A 14781-nucleotide genomic window follows, 5' to 3' on the forward strand; every position below is an offset into this window, starting at 1 on the left:
AAACGCGTTTTCTTTATTGAATAACAAAGGAGGCGACTTTATGAAAAATTTGTTTAATAACTTAAAGCCGATTATTGTCTATTGGGCAAGTGTTTCGATATATTTATTATCTTTGCTTTCTGATATTTTGAGTTTCGAAAGCTGTGTTGCTGTTTTGTGGATTTCATTTTTGGTTTTGAGTATTATTATGAGCGTTTTTAACAAGTTGAAAGATATATTCATAGGAACGATAATACTCGAAGTTCAGTTTTTGATTTGCGGTGCGATTTTTCTGTTTGAAGCAAGCAAATCTCCGCAAGAACCATCCGTAACTCAAAACATTGCAAGCTTTGGCAACTTCTTTATGGTAGGCTTTAAAAATCATAATGTTTGGGAATTATTGGCGACAATGCTTATGCCGTTGATACCGCTGATAATTGTTGGGATAAAGCAATATATAGGCGTTGGGGATGACGAAAAAATAAACGATTTCAAGAAAAACGAATCCGCCAAAGCCTTGCTTAATAATTTGAAACCTATCGTTGTTTATTGGGTTTGCGTGGTGCTGTATTTCAACATCGGTCTTTTTGATTATTTCAGCTACAAAACCCTTTGCATAATTATGTGGAGTGCGTTTGTGATTTTCAACATAATTATGGGCTTGTGCAACAAACCGAAAGATGTTTATATCGGAATGATTATTGTTGAACTGCAATTTATGATTTGCGGAGCAACATATATGTTCTTCAGCGGAACTATTAAATCGGGTGAGGATATGACAATTCTTCAGGAAATTATATCGTATGGCAACTTTATGATGACTTGCTTTGACGATATTAATGTTTGGAGGCTTTTGTTGACTTTGCTTTTGCCGTTGACAGCTTTTGTGGGATTTGAGTTAAAAAATCTGTGCGAGCAAAAGAAAAAAGCCTGATTTTTGAGCATTTATTGCTTGTGTAATTGTGTTCTTTAATATTGAATTTTATTTTGTCAGCTTTTAGGTTTGGAAAAAATATTCATCAAAAAAACAACCCCGGGGGAGGGTTGCCTTGGATTTTTGGGTATGATAATATACAAGTGTATAAATTATATTTAAGGAGAAATGTTATGCACATTCCTGAAAACTACCTCTCCCCGGCTACTTGTGCGGTTATGACAGCCGCCGCTATTCCTGCGTGGGGATATTCAATAAAAAAAGTATCTAAAGAAATCACAAAGGACAAAATGCCTCTTTTGGGTATCTTTGCCGCTTTTTCATTCGTTGCAATGATGTTCAACATTCCTATTGTCGGCGGTTCAACCGGTCACGCAGTAGGCGGAACGCTGATTGCCATATTGCTTGGACCGGAGGCGGCGTGCCTGTCGGTCAGCGTAACGTTGATTTTGCAGGCGCTGTTGTTCGGTGACGGCGGTGTGCTTGCAATCGGCGCAAACTGCTTTAATATGGCGTTTGTTTTGCCGTTTGTCGGCTATGCCGTGTATAATCTTATTACTCGCAAAATGAAAAACAAGACCGGCAAGTTTATCGGTGCGGCAGTTGGCAGTTATGTCGGCATCAACTGTGCGGCGCTTTGTGCGGCTGTTGAGTTCGGTATTCAACCGCTTCTGTTCAAATCCGCAGACGGTCAGGCGCTTTATTGCCCATACGGACTCAATGTTTCACTCCCTGCAATGATGGCGGAACACCTCACACTTTTCGGTTTGGCAGAAGCAATTTTCACAGTTGCAATGCTTGCATTTGTTGAGTCAACTTCGCCTGAAATTATGGCAAAAAAGCCAACAACCAAAAAGGGCAACACCTTTATCGGAGTACTTCTTGCAGTGCTCACCCTTGCAACACCTATCGGACTTTTGGCAACAGGAACAGCCTGGGGCGAATGGGGTGCAGACGAGATGACCGACCTTGTCGGCTATGTTCCGAGCGGTCTTGAAAACGGCCCACTCTCCGCATTTGAAGCAATTTGCCCGGACTATTCAATCGGCGGTTTGCCTGATTGGGTCGGATATATTTTGTGTGCAGTAATCGGAATTGCACTTTCAACAATTCTGTTCAAGCTCGCAAGCACATTTATGAAATCAAAGGTTAACTATGACTGAAAATGAAATACCGTCTTGGTTGACGGTAAACGAGGACTACACACCGCCAAAGGACAAAAGCGGATTTATCACAAAATCGCAAAAATCCGTTGTGGCGGTGATGTCAAAATTTAAAGTTAACAAAGGCTTATATAAGACGAAGGAGGCGAACACCTCTGTTCGTCTTTTTGCCGTTTTATTGCTGATAATTCTCACAGCATCGGCAAAAAATTACAGCTTCGTTTTCTTTATGCTCGGCATAACTGCGGTGAGAGTTGCCCTGCTCAAAGCAGAAAAAATCAAAGCACTTTTGCGTGTTTTGTGCCCTGCATTGTTGATTTCAGCCGTCATTCTGCTTCCTGCCGTTTTTATGGGACATCCTAAAACATTGCTGACCGTTCTCGGCAAGGTTGCCGTCAGTACAAGCTTGATTATGGCAGTCAATTTGACCGCACCGTTCAACAGCATAACGGCATCGCTCAAATCGTTTCGTGTTCCCGATGTGGTAATTTTCACCTTTGACATCACGATAAAATACATCTTCATTTTGAGCGAAATCTGCCTTGAAATGCTTGACGCACTGAAAATCCGCTCAATCGGCAAGAACGACAACAAAAAAGCATCCGCTTCGGGAATACTCGGCACGGTTTTCATCAAAGCTAAACAATCGGGCGAAGAAACAGTCAAGGCTATGGAATGTCGAGGATTCAGCGGAAAATACACGGTCACACGGCACGAAAAATTAAAAGCGAGAGATTTTTTGTACCTCCTGCTGATTGCATGTGCGGTGGGAATATTTGTTTATTTTGAGGTGATTGCAAAATGATAAAACTTGACGATATTTGCTTTGCGTACGACAGCACCCCCGTGTTGAAGCACTTCGGCACGGAAATCGCAGACGGCGAATTTGTTGTCATCAAGGGCGACAACGGCTGTGGCAAAAGTACACTTTTGAATATTATAAACGCTCTTGAATTTGCCGAAATCGGCACTTACACCTTTGACGGCACCGTGATTGACAAAAAGGCTATGAAGGATGAGCAATTTGCAAAAGCCTTTCATCAAAAAATCGGATATGTGTTCCAAAACACAGACGCACAGCTGTTTTGTTCAAGCGTGTACGACGAAATTGCCTTTGCTCCACGCCAAATGCAACTTGACGAAGCGGAAATTGCAAAGCGAGTTGACGATATGCTGAAACTCACGGGCACGGAACACCTCAAAGAGCGTGCACCGTTCCACCTCTCAATGGGCGAAAAGAAAAAAGTTGCCGTGGCGTCGGTGCTTGCAATGAATCCGCAAGTTCTCATTCTTGACGAACCGATGAATTTCCTCGATAAAAAAGCAAGGCAATGGCTTGTTGATTTTCTGAATCAAATGCACTCTGTCGGCAAAACAATCATAATCGTGTCGCACACCGATGATTTTGACAAAATGGCAGACAAGGTTATAAATTTATAAAGGATTGTAAGTAGGTTAAGTGGTTGAATGAAATATAGTCATAATAAAAAACTTGTTCCAAATGCAAAAGAGTTACGAAAAAATATGACCAAAGAAGAACGACATTTATGGTACGATTATTTACGAAACAAAGACCTTAGGTTTGTTCGTCAAAAAATAATAGGTAATTATATAGTTGATTTTTATTGTGCGAAAGCAAATTTGGTGATTGAAATTGATGGCTCTCAGCATTTTGAGAAAGAAGCAATTAGATATGATACCGAGCGAACAAAATATCTTGAAGAATTAGGACTTTTTGTTGTTAGAATTCCTAATAACGAAATTAATACTAATTTTGGTGGTGTTTGTGAATATTTGGATAAAATAATATTGAAATCCCTCAGTCACTTACGGTGACAGCTCCCTTTACAAGGGAGCCTAATGGCTTTTAGTGCCTCCCTTGTAAAGGGAGGTGGGTGCGATTTATCGCACTCGGAGGGATTATAAAGTATATAAATTATTATTTAAGGTAATTTATTATTTAACACAAAAAAGCTCCCGATTGGGAGCTTTTTATGTATGACATTTAATTTATCAGTCGATTTCAACAATCCAGCCTTCAGGAGCTTCGATTTCGCCCATCTGAATGCCTGTGAGTGTTTCGTAAAGTTTCTTAGTGTATGGACCCATTTCTTCCATACCTGACGGGAAGCAGATTTCCTTGCCGTGGTCAACAATCTTGCCGACAGGAGAAATAACAGCTGCGGTTCCGCAAAGACCACATTCTGCAAAATCCTTGAGTTCGTCAAAATAAACCTCTCTGTGTTCAACAGGCATATTGAGATAGTGCTCTGCAACATACACGAGTGAACGGCGAGTGATTGACGGAAGAATTGAGTTTGACTTTGGAGTTACAAGCTTGCCGTCCTTTGTGATGAAGATGAAGTTTGCACCGCCTGTTTCCTCAACCTTTGTACGAGTTTGAGGGTCGAGATACATATTTTCGTCAAATCCGCAATTGTGAGCGTCAACAATGTTGTGGAGCGACATAGCATAGTTAAGACCTGCCTTGATGTCGCCTGTTCCGTGAGGAGCAGCTCTGTCAACATCGGAAACTCTGATTGTAATCGGTTTTGCGCCACCCTTGAAGTATGGACCTACAGGAGTTGCGAAAACTCTGAATTGGAATTCGTTAGCCGGTTTTACACCGATGATTGAATCATAGCCGAATACGAACGGACGAAGATACAAGGTTGCGCCTGAACCGAACGGCGGCACATAATCCTCGTTTGCCTTAACTACCTGTTTAACCGCATCAATAAATTTTTCTTCAGGTACTTCAGGAATTTCGAGTCTACGGCAAGATTCCGCAAGTCTTTTTGCGTTCATATCAGGGCGGAAGCAAACAGTTCTGCCGTCCTTTGTTGTGTATGCCTTCAAGCCCTCAAATACTGTTTGAGCATATTGAAGCACGCAAGCACACTCGCTCATTGAGATGTTAGCGTCCTTTGTGAGAGCGCCGTCATCCCATTTGCCGTCCTTGAACCACGAAACATATCGTTCGTCTGTCGGAATATAACCGAAGCCGAGGCTTGACCAGTCAATATTCTTTTTTGCCATTTTAAACATCTCCCTTGTTTGTTATAAATATAATTTTATTATAGCACTTTGAATGATTTTGTAAAGAGTAAATTATTCTGCTGAGCAGGTGATTTTGCCGTTGTGATTTGATGATACAAATCCAATGTAAGACTTGCCCTTATTGACCGAAAGAGTGTTGCCCACAGCGTCTTTTAAAACAAGCTTGCCGTCTGCAACCTCCCAAGTGATGTCGGTTACTGTGCCGTTAGAAATATATTTGCCGCTGCCCGATGTCCACTTGTAGTTCAAATAAGTTGTGGTTGAGCCTTTGTACGGTACGGTGATGTAGGTTGACTCGGCTTTCAAGATGATGAGATTTTGGAACTTAACCTTTTTCTCCCAATCGTTTGTGCTGTACTTGCCATCCTCTGCGTTGTATGTAAATTTTCTTGTGTCGGTTCTGTCAGAGAATTTTACGCCGACAGAAGTTGCACCGTCCGCACCGGCAGGAGCAACGGTTGAATTGAAGTGAAGCTGTGAGAAAGAACTTTCTTTAAGTTCGGTTCTGTAGCCTTTTTTCTCGATGGCTTTGCTTATTTTTTTTCCGTTGAGAACGCCTCTGTGCTCGCTCGACACTTTTCTTGATGTGTCACGGCTGAAAAGTTCGCCGCCCGACATACCGTCAATATCGTTGACTTTTTCTTTTTTGATTGTTTCGTATCCGCCTGTGTAGTTCTTTGTGCTGTGGCTTCCGCCCCAATGGATGAAAATCGCATCAAAAAACTTGCTGAATTTTACATAGCTTGGTCGTGCAGAACGGAGCGGACCGACCTTTTCGGGTACATCCTTGACATCTGCATAGAGCCAAAGCATACGGCTGATACCGCCCTCAACTTCGCCCTCACAGATGATGTCGGGTGAGGTGATGCCCCATTGCGGTCGTGCAGGACGGAGGTTTTCAACAACGATTGCAATCGGTCGCTTGCCGACTGCCGATTCGGAAAAGCCCTCATCGCCTGTCAACGGATTGAGCACGGGCGCTTTTGTTGTGGTTTCGGTTACAGGCTGTGTGGTTGTCGGTTCTTCGTCTTGCTTTGCCGAGCAACCAAACAGTGCAACCACCATTAATATTGCCAATAAAACTGCTGTGATTTTCTTCATTTTTCATATCTCCCAAAAGTTAATATAAAATAATTTTACCACTTGGAATATACAATTTCAATCGGTTAATAGGTAGAAATTCACAGCAAAATTTTGTACAGATTGAAAGATGACGAAAATCGGATTGTTTAATTGTTCGACTCCTCAACCATTGTTTGCGCAAAAACGGCATAGCCTTTTTGCGGATTGCCGACAATAACATGGGTGAGTGCGCCCACTAATTTGCCGTTTTGAACAATCGGCGAGCCTGACATTCCTTGAACTATTCCACCCGTTTTATCGATTAAATCCTTGTCCGTCACCTTGACAATCATATTTTTTTCACGGTTGTTTTCGTTGAAACCTATTCGGGTAATTTCAATTTCGTATTCCTTTGGCTGTCCGTTTTCAACAGTTGAAATCACGGTCGCCTTGCCTTTTTTCACCTCTTGAATTGATGCAACGGGGTATTCCTTTGCACAGTCCGACACCTCGGCATATGCGCCGAAAATTCCGCAATCCGTGTTTCTGAGAAGTCTGCCGAGCGTTTGATTTGTAAAATCACATTCGAGCGAACCCGTTGTGCCCCTCGTGCTTTTTTCGATTTTTGAAACCGTTGCCCTGACCGCTTCGCCGTCAAGCATCGGCATAATTTCCTTTGTGTCAACATCATTGATTTGGTGACCGAGCGCCCCGAAAATTCCGCTGTTTTTGTTGTAAAAAGTGATTGTGCCGATACCCGCCGTGGAATCTCGCACCCACATTCCTGCCTTGTAGCACCCCTCTCGTTCGCAATAAACGGGAGTCACTGTGAAATCCCTGAACCTCTCGCCTCTCTTGATTTTTACATCAAAACTGCCGCCGTTGTTTGCGCCCAGAATTGCTTGAACCAGGTCGGAAGTGTAGACATTTTCGCCGTCAATGGCAACGATAATATCACCCACTTCTATCCCTGCCGAACCTGACGGACTCTTTTTACCCGAATCGGTTTGAACATCCTGAATACCGACAACAATCACGCCGTCTGTGTACAGTTTTATGCCGAAAACTTCACCGCTGACCATAACGGTTTGCTGTGCTTTTTCGGTTACGCTGACTTCTTTGACTGGGATAACGCCAAACATTTTCAGGTTTTCCCGTCTGGGACTTGACGACTGCCTGTCCACCGCAAGACTTGTGTCCTTTGCCGTGTATGTGAACACCTTTGCAATGGGCGAATTGTTGCCGTCATATGTCACAACTCTGTCGGGCAGGGCAATATTTCCCCAAATGATCACGCCGAAAATCACACTGCAAACAAAAAACAAAATTACATCAAAAATTCTGATTGCTTTTTTCAAATTTAACACCTCGTTATAGTTTTGCCGAGTCAAGCAAAATTCATACTTGAAACCATATATTATATGTGCTAAAATATTTTGTGTATAAATCTGACAGAAAGGTATTTTTTAATTATGAGCGGACATAATAAATGGAGCACCATTAAAAGAAAAAAAGGTGCAAATGACGCTGCAAGAGCAAAGGTATTTACAAAAATAGGAAGAGAACTTGCCGTAGCGGTTAAAAACGGCGGTGCAGACCCAAACAATAACGCAAAGCTTCGTGATGTTATCGCAAAGGCAAAGCAAAACAATGTGCCAAACGACAATATCGACAGAATGTTAAAGAAAGCTGCAGGCGACGCAGACACCACAAACTACGAAGAAATCGTATACGAGGGCTACGGTCCGTCAGGTGTTGCGGTTGTTGTTGAGGCACTTACAGACAACAGAAACAGAACTGCCGGCGAAGTAAGACATTATTTTGACAAGGCAGGCGGAAATATGGGCAACCCGGGTTCTGTAACCTTTATGTTTGAAAAACTCGGTGTAATCATCATCGAAAAAGAGGACACAGACGAGGATCAGCTTATGGAGGACGCACTCGAAGCAGGTGCTTCCGATTTCCTCACCGATGAAGAGGATATTTTCGAAATCCGCACAGAGCCAAACGATGTCGGTGCAATCCGTGATGAACTTGAAGCAAAGGGCTACACGGTTATTTCAAGTGAGGCCGCATATGTTCCAAGCACCTACACCCGTCTTGAAAGCCAGGATGATATGAAGAAAATGGCAAAGATGATTGAAATGTTCGAAGAAAACGACGATGTTCAAAACATCTACCACAACTGGGAAAACGAAGACGAATACGAAGAATAATGATTATAACAAACAGCTCTCCAATAAGGGGAGCTGTTTGCTTCTTATATGCAGTTTTAGGCGAACACAGTTCGCCCCTACGATTTGTGTGGAATGTCAGACGACATTCCGTTTTATTTCACCCAAACACGACATCCAAAATCATCATCACGCAAAATCCGATTGCAAAGGAGAAAGTTGAAACATTGTTGTGCGTGCCGAGGCTTGCTTCGGGGATGAGTTCGTCCACCACGACATAAATCATTGCGCCTGCCGCAAATGCCAAAAGATAAGGCATTGCAGGCGAAATTATGCTGAACATCAAAAGGGTCAGCACCGCAAAAATCGGCTCGACAGCACCGCTTAAAGTTCCAATCAAAAAGGCTTTTCCTCTGCTTTTGCCCTGTGCAAGTTCGGGCAGGCTGACTATTGCGCCCTCTGGGAAATTTTGAATTGCTATGCCGATTGACAATGCCATTGCGTCTGCCAAAGTCACATTACATTCGGGCGACAACATTCCCGCAAAAACTATGCCGACCGCCATTCCCTCAGGGATATTGTGCACGGTTACGGCAAGGACTAATTTTGCGGTTTTGGACAGATTAAGCCTCGGCAGGACTGCATCAACCGCAGGCAAAAGACCCACTCCGCACATCAATCCAATCGTTGCAGGCAAAAACGACAGTTTGCCCATTTTCTCGCTCTGCTCTATGGCAGGGATGAGTAACGACCACACGGAAGCCGCCACCATAACTCCTGCCGAAAATCCCAAAAGCGGTTTTTGGAGCGACGGTTTCATTTGTTCCCTGAACAAAAGCACACACGCCGCACCGAGCGTTGTTCCCAAAAACGGAATAAGTATTCCTAAAAATGTCATAGTATCACCTATCTATACTATGAACAGACTCAAAACTTTGTTAGTAATATTCTACCAAAAAACAAAAAGGCTCCCCTTGTTATGTAATCAAGGGGAGCTGTCGCACTTTATGTGCGACTGAGGGGTAAAAAGGAATTAAATATAAACCCCACCGTCTTTTTGCTTACGAATCGTAAAAAGTCTGACCGTGCTCGGTTTGAATTCGCTCCTCAACAGGATATTCAAACCCAGGATTGTCGTTGAGAATGTCGGCAAAAAGTTTTGCTTCATACTTTGCCATATTCAAATCGTGAAGAATATAGTTGCCGCAGTTCTTTGGATTTGCACCCGGAACTTCGCCCTCATAATCCGCACAGTATTCAAACGCTCTGATCATCAAAGGCAAAATCTCCTGCGGAGTAGGATGACCTTTAACAATCAAATAACAGCCTGTGAGGCAACCCATAGGACCCCAATAAATAATTCTGTCCTTCCACTCCTCATCATTGCGAAGGAATGTTGCAACGATATGCTCGATTGTGTGCATAGCGTTTGGATGAATGACAGGCTCTGCGTTTGGCTTCTTCATTCTTATGTCAAAAGTTGTGGCAAACTCATCGCCGAGAGTGTCGAGCCTTGATTCATAAATACCCGGCACAATGCGGTTGTGGTCTACCTGAAAGCTTGGAATTAAGTCCATATTATATCTCCTTTGTTTGTTGGTTTTTGTATTTTAATATTACAAATTCAACGGTCAAATCAATGTCGCCTGCTGTTTTCAGGCGATTTTTGTTTTCTTCGCTTGTGCGATAAAAATACGGTGTCATAGAAAACAGTTCGTACAAATCATCATTTGAGATGTGCACCGTGTTTGCCACCTTTTCACGCTCAACAAGTTGCAAAATCTCGCTGTCGGGAGCTTTTTCGTCATTTCTGTACGGAACATCATACAAAAGCTCTTTCATCTCGATAAGATGATTTTCGCCCGGAATAACGCTGTAAAGCACGCCGTCATCCTTGAGCACCCTTGAAAACTCCCTGTCGTTGAACGGAGCGAAAAGGTGAATTGCCGTGTCTATGCTTTTATCTTCAATCGGAATTTGCGAAAGGTTCGCAACAAAATATTTGCCGTTTTTATTGCTCTTTGCGGCAAGTCGCACCATTTCTTTGCTCAAATCAAAGCCGTAAAGCTCGCCTTTATATGTATCGTAATACCCCTCGCCGCAGCAAATGTCAAGAACCGTGCCTTGCATCTTTTTGGCGATGGCGTTTTTGAGCACATCATAATAACCCTTTGCCAAAAAATTATGCCTTGCGTGTGCAGACTCCCTGCTGTCGCCCTTTTTGTCACCGCTCTTGTTGGTGAGGAGCAAATTAACATACCCCTCCCTTGAAAAATCAAAGGAGTGGTTGTTAACACATCTTAAACTGTTGCCGTCAATGCTCAGCTTTTCTCTGCACTTTGGACAAATAACAATCCCCATCACTTTGTGAAGAAAGTCAAGAATGCCTTGTACGCCATATAAACATCAACCTTTGCAACAACCTCGTAAGGTGCGTGCATAGAAAGAACAGGCACACCGACATCAATTGTGTCTACATCCAAATTTGCAATATACATAGCGACAGTTCCTCCGCCGCCTGCATCTACCTTGCCAAGCTCGCCTGTTTGCCACAAAACATGGTTTTCTTCAAGCAAAGTCTTAACCCAGCTTGCATATTCGGCGCTTGCGTCCGAAGTTCCGCTCTTGCCTCTTGCACCCGTAAACTTTGTTACGCAAACACCGTTGTTGATGAAGCTTGAATTGTTCTTTTCAAACGGAGTTGACCAAGTTGGGTCGTAGGCTGCATTTACATCTGCGCTGAGGCACTTTGAATTGCGAAGAACATCTCTGCCCTCGTATCCCTCAAGTCTTGCCAAATCTTCAATGAAATATTTGAGATAAGAAGAATTAAGACCTGTGTTTCCGTCAGAGCCTGTTTCCTCCTTGTCGGTAAGAACCGTGATTGCCGTGTATTCGGGAGCGTCATCAATGTTGAGAATAGCCTGAAGTGCCGGGTATGAGCAAACTCGGTCGTCATGACCGTATCCGCCAATCATACTTCTGTCAAAGCCGATATCGTCAACGGTGAAAGCAGGCACGAGTTCAAGCTCGGCAGAAAGGAAATCACGCTCAACAATGCCGTACTTTTCATAAAGAATTGAAAGAAGATTGAGCTTGATTCTTTCGCTTTCTTCATCATCCTTGAACGGACGGGAACCGATGACAACATTGAGTTCCTCACCCTTTACAAGTTCGTTTGGCTTACGAGTAAGCTGGTCTGCACAAAGGTGTGGGAGAATGTCTGTAATGCAGAACTTTGGCTCGCCTTTTTCTTCGCCTATACGAACATCAACAAATGTTCCGTCATTCTTGCAAATTCTGCCGTGAAGTGAAAGCGGAATAGCTGTCCACTGATATTTTTTGATTCCGCCGTAGTAGTGGGTCTTGAAATATCCCACACCGTCCTGCTCGTAAACAGGACATTGTTTGAGGTCAAGACGAGGTGAATCAATATGAGCGGCAGAAATTCTTACGCCGTCTTTGATGCTTCTCTTGCCCTTTACGCAAAGAATGATTGCCTTGCCTCTGTTCATATAGTAAACTTTTTCGCCCGGTTCAAGAGCGTCGCCGAATTCATCAAAACTTTGGAAACCGTTTGCCTGAGCCAAATCCTCAACCCAAGCGGCAACCTCTCTTTCGGTTTTGCAAGTGTACAAAAAGTCCTTGTAGCCCTCGCAAAAATCATCACATTCCTTGAGTTCGTCGTCGGTCATAAAATCAACACCGCTCTCTTTTTTGTTAAAAAGCATTTCTTTCAACTGCTTTGCCTTTTCACTCATAAGATTACCTCCAAAATGTTATCTGTTTGAACGGCAACATCTTCGCCGTTGTTATAAATTATATAGTCGCAATTGTCAATAAAATAATCCCTGTCAAGCTGTGCCGACATACGAAGCCGTGCCTGCTGTTCGGTTATATTATCCCTTGCGACAATCCTCTTTATTCTTATATCGTCATCGGCAAGAACACCGATTACCTTGTAGCAATCGTTTTGCAAATTTGCCTCAAAAAGCTGTGACGCATCAAGCACGGTCAAGCCGTTTGCCTCCTCCTTGCACTTTTTGATAATTGCAGGGTGAAGAATTGCGTTGAGCCTTTTGGTGTGCTCCGCCGTGTCAAACGCTCTTGAAGCAAGAAGTTTTCTGTCAAGTTCGCCGTCTTTGACAACATCCTCGCCGAATTCCTTTGCAAGTTCTGTCAAAATCGGAGCGTTTTTCGCAGTCAGTTCGTGTGCGATTTTGTCGCAATCAATCACCTTGAAGCCTTTTTGCCTGAAAATTTCGCAAACATAGCTTTTGCCTGCACCTGTCGGACCCGTAAGTCCAACGGTGAACGGCTTTGTCAAATCGATAATGCAAAAAGCCGCCGCACGAATCAGTCGATTGTAAACCGCCATACCTACTCCGTCTTTGTGCGGAATTCGTGCATAAACCTTTTTTGCGCCCATTTCGTCAAGTTCTCGCAAAGCGTCAAAAAGTTCCTTTGCCTGACTCAAATCATTGTTTTCTTTGCCAAAAGTTATCTTTGGAATTGTCACCTCGTCATCATCAAAGCAAAGCGCAAAAGCGTCTTTTCGGGAATTCACAAAATCCTCATAGGTCTTTTTGTCTGCATTGACGATAACAACCTTTGCCTTTGGTGCGTAGTGCTTGTATTTCATACCCGGTGAAGCGGCAACTTCATCGTTTTTCATTCCCTCAAGCACAGCGGGAGCAACCGTGATTTCGCCGATTACTTCTTCAATCATTTCCTTGGTAACTGCACCCGGACGAAGCAAGGTCGGAACATCGGTTGCAAGAGTGATGACCGTACTTTCCACACCGTACTCACAATCTCCGCCGTCAATAATTCCGTCAATCTTGCCCATCATATCATCAATGACATATTTTACCCTTGTCGGTGACGGCAAACCCGAAGTGTTTGCGCTCGGTGCGGCAATCGGACAACCGCTCGCCTTAATCAGCTTGCGTGCAATCTCATTTTTCGGCATACGCACGGCAACGGTGTCAAGCCCTCCGCTGACCACTTTGCCGACTTTGTCGGATTTTTTCAAAATAATCGTAAGCGGTGCAGGGAAAAACGCATCAATAAGCGCCTTTGCCTTTGGCGTCACCTCTTGCACAAGAGGCACAATATCTTCTTTTTCTGCAATGTGAACAATCAGCGGATTGTCCGACGGTCTGCCTTTTGCAAGGTAGATATTACGCACCGCTTCTTCATTGAGAGCGTCTGCACCCAAGCCGTACACGGTTTCGGTAGGGAAAGCAACAAGTTTGCCCTGCGCAATCATTTTGCCCGCCTCGGCAATATCATATTCACTTGTGCCGAACAGCTTTGTGTCAATCATTATTCTTCTCCCTGTGAAGCCTTTAGTTTTTCAGCGGTGTCCGCCGTGATAAGTGCGTCAATAAGCTCGTCCATATCGCCGTTGAGGATTTGTTCAAGCCTGTACAATGTAAGTCCGATTCTGTGGTCGGTAACTCTGCCCTGCGGATAATTGTAAGTTCTGATACGCTCGCTTCTGTCGCCTGTGCCGACCTGTGCCTTGCGCTCGCCTGCGATTTCTGCATTTTGCTTTTCTCTTTCGGCATCAAGAAGTCTTGCACGGAGCACAAGAAGTGCCTTTTCTTTGTTTTGGTGCTGTGAACGCTGGTCCTGACATTCAACAACCGTTCCTGTCGGAATATGTGTTACTCTGATGGCGGATGATGTTTTGTTGATGTGCTGACCGCCCGCACCCGAAGCACGGAATGTGTCTATCTGCAAATCCTTGTCAAGAATTTCAAAATCAACCTCTTCCGCCTCGGGAAGCACCGCAACAGTTGTTGTTGAAGTGTGAATTCTGCCCTGACTTTCGGTTTCAGGCACACGCTGAACTCTGTGAACGCCCGATTCAAACTTAAATCTTGAATAAGCGCCGTCACCCGTGATGCTAAAGCTGATTTCCTTATATCCGCCAAGCCCTGTTTCGCTTGCAGACAAAACCTCTGTCTTGAAACCCTTTGACTCTGCGTACATAGAATACATACGATAAAGCACACCTGCGAAAAGTGCACTTTCCTCACCGCCTGCACCGCCACGGATTTCAACAATAACATTCTTGTCATCGTTAGGGTCACGAGGAAGGAGAAGCACCTTGAGTTCTTCGCCGAGTCGCTCCATTTCGTCCCTGCTGCTCTCGAATTCTTCCTTTACCATAGCGGCAAAATCTTCGTCAAGAGAGCTGTCGCCGAGCATTTCACGGCTTTCCTCATTTGTTTGCTTTGCGGTTTTATATTCTCTGAATTTTTCAACAATCGGAGTGAGCTGTTTCATCTCTTTCATCAAAGCGGTGTAGCGTTCCATATCTGCCACAACCTCGCTCTGACAAACAAGCTCATTCACTTCTTCAAATCTCTTTTCTACTTCTTCAAGCTTATCAAACATT

The 14781-nt window shown here is 43.8% G+C and carries 15 protein-coding genes; 6 read left to right on the forward strand and 9 right to left on the reverse strand.

Annotated elements, in window-relative coordinates; translation table 11 throughout:
* Positions 1–40: 40 nt before the first annotated feature.
* From Q0E03_RS04280 to Q0E03_RS04300, 5 genes are all read left to right on the forward strand, one after another.
* The gene (locus tag Q0E03_RS04280; RefSeq protein WP_297129759.1) at positions 41–913 is read left to right on the forward strand and encodes a hypothetical protein; all 873 of its coding nucleotides are present in this window, start codon (positions 41–43) and stop codon (positions 911–913) included.
* A 173-nt stretch (positions 914–1086) separates the two neighbouring features.
* Positions 1087–2076: a cobalt transporter CbiM gene (gene cbiM, locus Q0E03_RS04285; RefSeq protein ID WP_297129760.1), complete on the forward strand. Its 990-nt coding sequence runs from the start codon at positions 1087–1089 to the stop codon at positions 2074–2076.
* Positions 2069–2881 carry an energy-coupling factor transporter transmembrane protein EcfT gene (locus tag Q0E03_RS04290; RefSeq protein ID WP_297129761.1) on the forward strand — a complete coding sequence of 271 codons (813 nt, stop codon included), beginning with the start codon at positions 2069–2071 and terminating at the stop codon, positions 2879–2881. The genes cbiM and Q0E03_RS04290 overlap by 8 nt, the downstream gene beginning before the upstream one ends.
* Complete coding sequence (locus Q0E03_RS04295; RefSeq protein ID WP_297129762.1) at positions 2878–3516, forward strand: energy-coupling factor ABC transporter ATP-binding protein; 639 nt, start codon at positions 2878–2880, stop codon at positions 3514–3516. Before Q0E03_RS04290 ends, Q0E03_RS04295 begins: the two co-directional genes overlap by 4 nt.
* Positions 3517–3543: 27 nt before the next feature.
* Positions 3544–3912, forward strand: coding sequence for an endonuclease domain-containing protein (locus Q0E03_RS04300; protein ID WP_288314242.1), 369 nt, complete (start codon positions 3544–3546; stop codon positions 3910–3912).
* A 177-nt stretch (positions 3913–4089) separates the two neighbouring features.
* On the opposite strand, the gene Q0E03_RS04305 is transcribed toward Q0E03_RS04300, so the two are convergent.
* The 3 genes from Q0E03_RS04305 to spoIVB all read right to left on the reverse strand — a co-directional run bounded on the left by Q0E03_RS04305 (position 4090) and on the right by spoIVB (position 7556).
* On the reverse strand, positions 4090–5115 hold the full coding sequence (locus Q0E03_RS04305) for a branched-chain amino acid aminotransferase (RefSeq protein ID WP_297129763.1): 1026 nt from the start codon (positions 5113–5115) through the stop codon (positions 4090–4092).
* A 72-nt stretch (positions 5116–5187) separates the two neighbouring features.
* A complete protein-coding gene (locus tag Q0E03_RS04310; RefSeq protein ID WP_297129764.1) occupies positions 5188–6237 on the reverse strand; it encodes a DUF3048 domain-containing protein in 1050 nt (349 codons plus the stop codon).
* Between the two features lie 128 nt (positions 6238–6365).
* Positions 6366–7556 (reverse strand): SpoIVB peptidase, encoded by a 1191-nt coding sequence (gene spoIVB, locus Q0E03_RS04315; RefSeq protein WP_297129765.1) that lies wholly within the window; start codon positions 7554–7556, stop codon positions 6366–6368.
* A gap of 114 nt (positions 7557–7670) precedes the next feature.
* Here spoIVB and Q0E03_RS04320 point away from each other — a divergent pair, with 114 nt between their 5' ends.
* Positions 7671–8414: a YebC/PmpR family DNA-binding transcriptional regulator gene (locus Q0E03_RS04320; RefSeq protein WP_297129766.1), complete on the forward strand. Its 744-nt coding sequence runs from the start codon at positions 7671–7673 to the stop codon at positions 8412–8414.
* A gap of 118 nt (positions 8415–8532) precedes the next feature.
* Here the strand turns inward: Q0E03_RS04320 and Q0E03_RS04325 are convergent, their stop codons facing one another.
* The 6 genes from Q0E03_RS04325 to prfA form a co-directional block, all read right to left on the reverse strand.
* On the reverse strand, positions 8533–9270 hold the full coding sequence (locus Q0E03_RS04325; RefSeq protein WP_297129767.1) for a ZIP family metal transporter: 738 nt from the start codon (positions 9268–9270) through the stop codon (positions 8533–8535).
* Between the two features lie 163 nt (positions 9271–9433).
* The gene (locus Q0E03_RS04330) at positions 9434–9949 is read right to left on the reverse strand and encodes an S-ribosylhomocysteine lyase (protein WP_276972727.1); all 516 of its coding nucleotides are present in this window, start codon (positions 9947–9949) and stop codon (positions 9434–9436) included.
* Between the two features lies 1 nt (position 9950).
* On the reverse strand, positions 9951–10733 hold the full coding sequence (locus Q0E03_RS04335) for a putative RNA methyltransferase (protein WP_297129768.1): 783 nt from the start codon (positions 10731–10733) through the stop codon (positions 9951–9953).
* Positions 10733–12133 (reverse strand): aminopeptidase, encoded by a 1401-nt coding sequence (locus Q0E03_RS04340; RefSeq protein WP_297129769.1) that lies wholly within the window; start codon positions 12131–12133, stop codon positions 10733–10735. Before Q0E03_RS04340 ends, Q0E03_RS04335 begins: the two co-directional genes overlap by 1 nt.
* Positions 12130–13701, reverse strand: a complete 1572-nt coding sequence (locus Q0E03_RS09090; RefSeq protein WP_367270228.1) for an L-threonylcarbamoyladenylate synthase — start codon at positions 13699–13701, stop codon at positions 12130–12132. Before Q0E03_RS09090 ends, Q0E03_RS04340 begins: the two co-directional genes overlap by 4 nt.
* The gene (prfA, locus tag Q0E03_RS04355; protein WP_297129770.1) at positions 13701–14780 is read right to left on the reverse strand and encodes a peptide chain release factor 1; all 1080 of its coding nucleotides are present in this window, start codon (positions 14778–14780) and stop codon (positions 13701–13703) included. Before prfA ends, Q0E03_RS09090 begins: the two co-directional genes overlap by 1 nt.
* Position 14781: the final 1 nt, after the last annotated feature.

The sequence above is a fragment of the uncultured Eubacterium sp. genome (genome assembly GCF_934525195.1).
Lineage (GTDB): Bacteria > Bacillota > Clostridia > Oscillospirales > Acutalibacteraceae > Eubacterium_R.